Genomic DNA, 7,150 nt, shown 5'->3' with positions numbered 1-7,150 from the left:
GAGGCTCGGAAGGACTTCCAAGTCTCAAGGCAGTCCTTTCAGGGCTACTGAAAGCTCCGGTCTTTAGGCCGGAGTAGTTTACATTCGCTCCGCGCATTCCTTGTGCTTATCTTCTCTGAAACGAGAGATGTATCGCATGGAATTCGAACTGCATCCTGCGATCATCATCGAGAGCAGAGCCTTTGCAATACTAGTGGCTCCATTGCAGATGCTGATCGAGTCCCTCAACGATCATCTGGGCATCGACAGGTATCAGGTCCTCTACATCTGCGGAAACTACTCTCGCATCCTGAGCAGACTGGATCGCAGGTTTAGAGATCTGGAGGTAAGGAGGGCATTTACCGTCTTCCAGCTGTTAACCGTCCTGGAGGAGAGCCACCACACCTTGATGATCCTGGAGCATGATCCCCTGCTTTACGAGGGGGCTGGAGAGATGGTGGAGTATGCATCTATGGCCATGAGAGAAGCAGCCAAGGGCAGCATTTTGCTTCTCTATTCCCCCACCTCCGATCCTTATTTAGAGAAGATGATGACTTATGCCGACAGAGTATTCTGCTTCGCCGAGGGGCCTTGTGTTGCGCCACGGCTTTCTGCAAAGAATAATCGAAAAACGCAAGCCAGTTCCACTGGCCAGACCACCCTGGAGAGCTTCTGATGGGCCGAAGCTTTGAGAGCGTAAGGATGGGGGTAAACGACCTCTCTCTTCGCTGGTCCAAGGCCGGTCGAGCTTTAAAAAAGGAGGATCAGTCCTATGCAAAAGAGCTCGCCGAGATGGTAAAAAAGCACTCAAGCGAGGCATTTTATGCTATGGACGATCCTCTGGAGGCTGCGGTATTCTCAGTGCTGATCGAGCTGCTGAAAGATAGAGAAATCTATAAGCAGGATCCCGTAAAATAAGTGCTTATGAGAAGAGAGGATTCCCTGAAAGATTCCCAAACGAATTCCAAAAAGAAACTGACGCCGCTGCAGTTTCATGTCACCCAGCAGTGCGGCACCGAACCTCCCTTTCAAAATGAATTCTGGAATAATAAACGACCCGGCATCTACGTAGATGTGCTCTCAGGAGAACCCCTGTTCAGTTCGAAAGATAAGTTCGACTCCGGTACCGGCTGGCCGAGCTTCACAAAGCCCCTGAAGGAGGATCGCATCATTGAGAACGTCGACACCAGCTATAATATGAGGCGGGTTGAGGTTCGCAGCAAAGACGCAGATTCCCATCTGGGCCATGTGTTCGATGATGGTCCTGGGCCGACAGGATTGCGTTATTGCATCAACTCCGCATCCCTCCGCTTTATACCGGCTGAGGATCTGGAACTGGAGGGCTACGGAGAGTATCTCAGCCTCTTCCGGGAGGATGAGGCTCGATCTGGGCATATGGAGAGTCCCGGGAAGGACGATCCAGACTATGAGCTGGCCACATTTGCCGCAGGCTGCTTCTGGGGGGTGGAAGCTCGCTTTCAGCAGGTTCGCGGGGTGCTGGAAACAAAAGTGGGATATACCGGAGGGACTGCTCCCGATCCGTCCTACGCACAGGTTTGCACAGGAACTACTGGCCACGCTGAGGCCGTGCAGATAAAGTACGATCCGAAGGTCGTATCCTACAGGGAGTTGCTCTCCATATTCTGGCGGATGCATGATCCCACCACGCCCAACCGTCAGGGTCCTGATATCGGCACTCAATACCGCTCTGCAATATTCTACCATAATGAGGAGCAAAGAATAGCAGCAGAGGAATCCCGGGAAGAGTATGATCGATCTGGAGCCATTGCAAGAAAAGCAGTCACCCAGATCGTTCCTGCATCAGAATTTTTTGAGGCGGAGGAGTATCATCAGGATTATTTCGCAAAGCAGGGGTCAGTACCCTGCCATGTATTCAGAAGAAAATAAGGCCGAGAGGGTAGCCTGCAATTCCCCGATCCCTCAGTTTTTGCGTTTTGAGTGAAAATCACCTTATCTTCATGCCTAAATGGCCGTTGATTTATCCTATCGTCATGCGGCCATGTCTTCGATTTTGATATTTATGTTGCCCATCATTGTGTCTATATGTGCCGTGTTTTCATATATCACACATCAGGGCAAAAATATCACTACCTTCATCATCCGCCCGCCTTGTGATCCAATTTTATAAATGCTGTTTATCAGCGGGTCTGGTACATGCGTCAGCCTGACGGAACTGGATGCATTATAGAACAGCGTTGAGTGCAGAGAAGGAGATGCAAAAAGTTGCTACTCCTCGATTTTAATTCCATGGTTCTCGAAGAACTCTCTTAGCGCCTCTTCTATTACCTGGCTTTGAGCGCGCATGCTGCTTTTGGCTTGAACTGTATAGATCTTCAAGGCTTTTGCTATTGGTTCTGATAATGTCAGAGTAGTCTTTGGCATAATGTTTTTTAAACCGGTTCTTGCACATATATACTTTATGGTATATTGATTTATAGCTCATTATATGAGATGCAAAGGTCTGCCTGAGGCAGATGTCATCTATCATCCCAGAGAATTGATCCGATTCAGGGATTTTGCTTCACTCCAATTCAGGGATTTTGCTCAAGGTCAAAATAGCCATGATGGTATGAGCAATTAAGACAGATTGATCTCATTGTCCACATCCCATCAAGAGCAGAATTATATTTATAATAAATTATATTTTATATTATGTAAATATTGGCTCCAAAAGTCTTAAATTTAAAGAGAGTCATAGGCATTAATAAGCTGCCATCGTCTTGATTGATTAAGCCTTCATCCGGATATATTTTGCGCCGGTCAGGGTTCTTCATCATCGATGACAAGGCAGATAAAGATACTAATGGGAGTGGACAAAATGGTGGATTTATTATATTTGGCAGTGGTATTCTTTGCAATAGCACTGATCCTGGGAGTGCTCGGCTGGCGAGGCGCAGGAATATCTATGGATATCGCTAAATGGCTTGTGATCGCATTCATCATTCTGGCAATATTATCGCTTGTATTTGGGGGCTCAATCAACCTGGCGACATTGCTTCTCGCAGCCTAGACTCTCTGGTTCATCGAATCTATGCCTGTCCGGAGGGGTATGGCCTTACATCCTCTCCGCCAGGCAAAGAAAACTTCATCAGCCCCTCATCATTCTGCATAATTTTTACAGCAATCGACTCGCATAGTCCTGCGAGTATCTGAAAAGCTTATCAACCAAGAGCGAGTGGCAAGAGATATGAGACTCAACAATCAAGCCAAAGTTGGTCTGGCAACTGTCGTCTGCCTGCTCTTGCAGGGATATATCTTCACCTACGTCCTATTTGTGGAGCCTCATCCTTTGGTCTCTATTTTGCCCCTTTTCCCGTACCTCGCTTATGTCTATGCACGGGGAAAGAGAACCTGGTACTTCAATAAGCCCCTCTACTGGATAGGACTAGTTGCGATGGTGACCGTGCTGGATATTCTGCCTTTTGCAGTGGCAGCCAAGCGCTTTTGATACCGCCCAAAAAGCGGGGCTAAACCGGGCGAAAAGCTATTATCCTGAATCAGCCCAAGGGGGCGCTCGTGCACAGAGATATAAGTACAGAGACGATAATCACCATCACAGGCTTTTTAGGGGCTATTTTGCTCCTTTTAGGCGGTGTAGTCTTCAGATAGCACCCGCTATTCATTGAGAAAAATCCAGGACCTGAAACTCACTTCTTGGGCAGGTTGGCTCTTCGCTGAATAATGTGGGTGAGTTAAGTCAGAGAATATGGCCTCTGTTCCTCTGTGTCTCTGTGGTTGGGTCAGAGCATAGCGGTTCACCACAGAGGCACCGAGACACAGAGAATTAGCGATTTAAGTTCACCCATACAAAATAGCGAGGAGCCGGCAGGTTTTATAAGCTCATCCCAAAACGTTGGACTTTTGTCTCGCCGCAATGTGGGACACCGTTGTATTAAAGTATATTTATAGATTGAAGCGAAGCTCAAATTCAATTGTCAAAAGCGAAGGGTAGATGTAGCATCATTTCAGATTGATATAGCAGGAAATTCGAGGAGGTTAAGTGATATTAGAAGAGCTATAGGTCAATTAATCCCTAAAGGTATAACTCCTCAAGGCATAACCTCCTTTGATATCTGAAGATGCCTTTTACCAGAAGGTGATGATATGAAAGAGGATGGCATTGAAGAGTACGAAAAGGCTCTAAAGACATGCGAAAGGATGCTGACCTTCGAGATGGATATTGCCCAGGAGAGCAATATCTTCAGGAAGATCGGCGATATCTACCTTGAGATATTCAAAAAGAACAACGATCTGCAGAGCTGTGAGCATGCCGTCCAGGCTTATCAAAGGTCGCTTGCCGTCTATACCCAAGAAAACTATCCCCATCATCGCGCCAGGGTAATGAAAAGCCTGGGATATGCCTATGCCGCCCGTTCCGATATTTTTGATCAAGGGGAAAGCCTCAAGCAGGCCATCAATTTTTGGGAGGAATCATTGGCCGTCTATTCCAGATTAAGCTATCCTGGGGATTACGCCATTCTTCAGGATGAGCTGAGCGTCGCCTATCGGAAGCTGGCTGAGCTGGGGGATGGAGTCAATAACAGCAAGATGGCAATCGATGCTGCCAAGAATGCTCTCTCGATCTACAGCCTCAAAGATCATCCCCAGGAGTTCGCGAGGGGAAAAACGAACCTGGGCAGCGCCTATCTGACCCTGGCCCAGTTCGCGGATGAGCCTGAGGATAGAATGGATAGCTGCAAGCAAGCTATTGCCTCCTACCAGGACGCCCTGCAGGTCTATGATCCGGGCCGTTTTCCGGATGAGTTCGCCCTGGTCAAAAACAACCTGGCCATAGCCTATCTGTCCCTGGCTGGGGCAGGGGATGAAAGGGATAAGATAGAGTGCTGCAGGCAGTCTATTCAGTCATGCCGCGACGCTCTTCTCATCCGAAAACGGGAAACACAGCCGCTGGCATATGCAGCATCCCAGAACAATCTGGGAAATGCCTTCCTCGCCCTAGCCGAGGAGGAGGAGAGCCTGGAGAACTGCCAGCTCGCCCTGGAGGCATTCAGGAACGCCTTGGATCTTTACCCTCGGGAGCAACATCCAAAGCTGTATGCTGCCACTCAAAATTGCATTGGAAACGCTCACTTGGCACTGGCCCAGATTCAGAATCCCGCCGAGAACTTCCTTAAGGCCATTGGTGCTGCTCGCAAGGCCCTGGAGATATTCAATAGAGATAGCAACCCTGAAGAGTATGCAGAATCGCAGGGGATACTCTGGCTTGGCTACCTCACCCTGGCGGATATAGAATACCGGGCTGAAAACTGTCTTTTAGCTCTGGAGGCCTGCCAGGAGAGGCTGGCAGCCTTTTCCCAGGACAAATCTCTGCAATATGCCTCCTGCCAGAAAGACCTGGCCATCACCTACAGCATTCTTGCCGACACGGAGGTCTCTGTCGAGGCCAAAGCAGAGGATTGCAGGAAAGGAGCAGAAGCGGCATTAGAGGCGCTTAGTATCTACAATGAATCTGAGCATCCAATTGAGCATGCTGAGGCACAGCTCCTCCTATGGGCGGCATACTCTGCCCTGGCTGAGGTCGAGGAAAAGGAGGAGAACTGCCGCAAGGCTATTGATGCCTGCCAGGCCGCCGTTCGGATCTATGAAGCATCTCATCCGACAGAGCATGCAGATGCTCTGAAGAGCCTGGGCTACAGCTTTATCACCCTGGCGGAGGTAACAGATAAGGCGGAAAACTGCAGGAGAGCAATCGAAGCATGCTCTGCTTCCCTGGAGCATTACCAAAAAGATGAGGCACCAAGAGAGCATGCTGAGATCTTAAGAGACCTGGCCTTCGCTTATGTCACCATATCTGAGGTGGAGGACAGAGAGGAATGGGTCAAAAGGGCTCTGCGGGCTTATAAGAAGGCCACCAGGATATTCGAGGGGCTTGCCCAGGAGCTTGAGGCAGAAAGAGACCCGGAAGCTGCAGAAATGCGCAACGATGTCCAGAGATGCCGCCGCTCCATGCAATCATGCAAGGGCATACTCAAGGCCAGCAGGAAGAGGAGATCAGAGGATCAGATATTGGAAAGCAGGTAGGCATGAAAGAATTAGCAGAGAGCGATAAGATGGAGTACTTCCGCCGCTCCTATCGGTCAGTGGACGGTCTTTGGTTCATGATGATCGAGAAGAAACGGGGATTTGATGAAGCGCTGGAGCTGGACGAGGCTGTCTGGCAGGTTCTGCCCAAGATCCAGGCCCGGGCAATCAAGTCAATGCTGATGCTGGACTATGGCCTTGATGGGCTGAAGGAGGCGATTGCTGCTCGTCTGGCCCTGGAGGAGTTCGACTACGAGCTGAAAGAAGAGGAGAGCGGATTTGTAGTTGAGATCCGGCGCTGTCCCTGGCATGATATAATGGTCCGGTCAGGCAGAGAATCGCTCTCAGAGAAGGTGAGCGAGGTCATCTGCCAGGCGGAGAACTCTGTCTGGGCGCAGGAGTTCAGTTGCAAGGGCGTCGAGGGGGAAGGTATGGAGATAAGGTTCGAGAGGCAAGAGAGGCTCTGCCAGGGAAGCAACAGATGCAGGTTATGGTTTGGCCGGTAGAATGAGCAAAGACATTCTTGTCCACTCTCGATTGCCGATTTTGCCTGGAGGTCAGCGCCAATCATTTTGTATCGTCGAAGGTTATCTTGATATGGCTTCCATCGCAGAAAGGCTTTTTCCGGGAGGCTCCGCATCTGCAGAGGGCAAAAGCCCCTTCTGCCATCTCATTGCCATCTGAATTGAATAGACGGCAGTCTCCTTCAACCAGCAGGGGACCGTTCTTCACCACCTTGATAGAGGCGTATCGCTCATTTGATGCATTTTTTTCAGATGATTCAGGTGCCTTTTCTTGATAGCTCAGAGCGCCGGAAGGGCAGCGATCTATGACCTTCATTATCTGCGCAGGACTTGCGCCCTGCATATTTATCCAGGGCCTGCTGTTGTGGTTGAAGACCTGGGGCAGTCCGTTCACGCATTCCTTCGCATGTATGCATTTTTCCGGATTCCACCGCACAATCAGCCCATCGCAGGAGTACTCCTTCATTGCCTATAGCTGGAGCCTCTTTCTACTTGGATCTTCCGATATGGAACTATTTCTTACAAATTTTTAATATGTATTTCATTCTACTGATCGAACGTTTTTTATTATTTTTTTGCCGCAA

General features: G+C 49.3%; 9 protein-coding genes. 7 read left to right on the top strand and 2 right to left on the bottom strand.

Going from position 1 to position 7,150, the window contains the following annotated elements:
* The first annotated feature begins 136 nt into the window (after nucleotides 1-136).
* Genes BP727_RS02785 through BP727_RS02775 form a run of 3 tightly spaced genes read left to right on the top strand, consistent with a single transcriptional unit; the run spans nucleotide 137 to nucleotide 1,887 of the window.
* Nucleotides 137-655: a hypothetical protein gene (locus tag BP727_RS02785; RefSeq protein WP_273278981.1), complete on the top strand. Its 519-nt coding sequence runs from the start codon at nucleotides 137-139 to the stop codon at nucleotides 653-655.
* Complete coding sequence (locus BP727_RS02780; RefSeq protein WP_273278982.1) at nucleotides 655-897, top strand: hypothetical protein; 243 nt, start codon at nucleotides 655-657, stop codon at nucleotides 895-897. Before BP727_RS02785 ends, BP727_RS02780 begins: the two co-directional genes overlap by 1 nt.
* A gap of 6 nt (nucleotides 898-903) precedes the next feature.
* Complete coding sequence (locus tag BP727_RS02775; RefSeq protein WP_273278983.1) at nucleotides 904-1,887, top strand: bifunctional methionine sulfoxide reductase B/A protein; 984 nt, start codon at nucleotides 904-906, stop codon at nucleotides 1,885-1,887.
* Nucleotides 1,888-2,226: 339 nt separating this feature from the next.
* Here BP727_RS02775 and BP727_RS02770 read toward each other — a convergent pair whose 3' ends face one another.
* Nucleotides 2,227-2,382, bottom strand: coding sequence for a hypothetical protein (locus BP727_RS02770; RefSeq protein WP_157863633.1), 156 nt, complete (start codon nucleotides 2,380-2,382; stop codon nucleotides 2,227-2,229).
* A 397-nt stretch (nucleotides 2,383-2,779) separates the two neighbouring features.
* Between BP727_RS02770 and BP727_RS02765 the strand changes: the two genes are divergently transcribed.
* The 4 genes from BP727_RS02765 to BP727_RS02750 all read left to right on the top strand — a co-directional run bounded on the left by BP727_RS02765 (nucleotide 2,780) and on the right by BP727_RS02750 (nucleotide 6,548).
* Nucleotides 2,780-3,010 carry a DUF1328 family protein gene (locus BP727_RS02765; RefSeq protein WP_013718427.1) on the top strand — a complete coding sequence of 77 codons (231 nt, stop codon included), beginning with the start codon at nucleotides 2,780-2,782 and terminating at the stop codon, nucleotides 3,008-3,010.
* A gap of 177 nt (nucleotides 3,011-3,187) precedes the next feature.
* The gene (locus BP727_RS02760) at nucleotides 3,188-3,448 is read left to right on the top strand and encodes a hypothetical protein (protein WP_048131708.1); all 261 of its coding nucleotides are present in this window, start codon (nucleotides 3,188-3,190) and stop codon (nucleotides 3,446-3,448) included.
* Nucleotides 3,449-4,104: 656 nt separating this feature from the next.
* Nucleotides 4,105-6,042 (top strand): hypothetical protein, encoded by a 1,938-nt coding sequence (locus BP727_RS02755; protein ID WP_013718429.1) that lies wholly within the window; start codon nucleotides 4,105-4,107, stop codon nucleotides 6,040-6,042.
* Between the two features lie 2 nt (nucleotides 6,043-6,044).
* Nucleotides 6,045-6,548 (top strand): DUF6125 family protein, encoded by a 504-nt coding sequence (locus tag BP727_RS02750; RefSeq protein ID WP_013718430.1) that lies wholly within the window; start codon nucleotides 6,045-6,047, stop codon nucleotides 6,546-6,548.
* A gap of 61 nt (nucleotides 6,549-6,609) precedes the next feature.
* Here the strand turns inward: BP727_RS02750 and BP727_RS02745 are convergent, their stop codons facing one another.
* On the bottom strand, nucleotides 6,610-7,032 hold the full coding sequence (locus BP727_RS02745) for a (4Fe-4S)-binding protein (RefSeq protein WP_013718431.1): 423 nt from the start codon (nucleotides 7,030-7,032) through the stop codon (nucleotides 6,610-6,612).
* Nucleotides 7,033-7,150: the final 118 nt, after the last annotated feature.

Source organism: Methanosaeta sp. UBA356 (assembly GCF_002496465.1).
GTDB lineage: Archaea > Halobacteriota > Methanosarcinia > Methanotrichales > Methanotrichaceae > Methanothrix > Methanothrix soehngenii.
The sequence above is the reverse complement of the archived record's forward strand: the minus strand, read 5'-3'. Positions and strand labels throughout refer to the sequence as shown.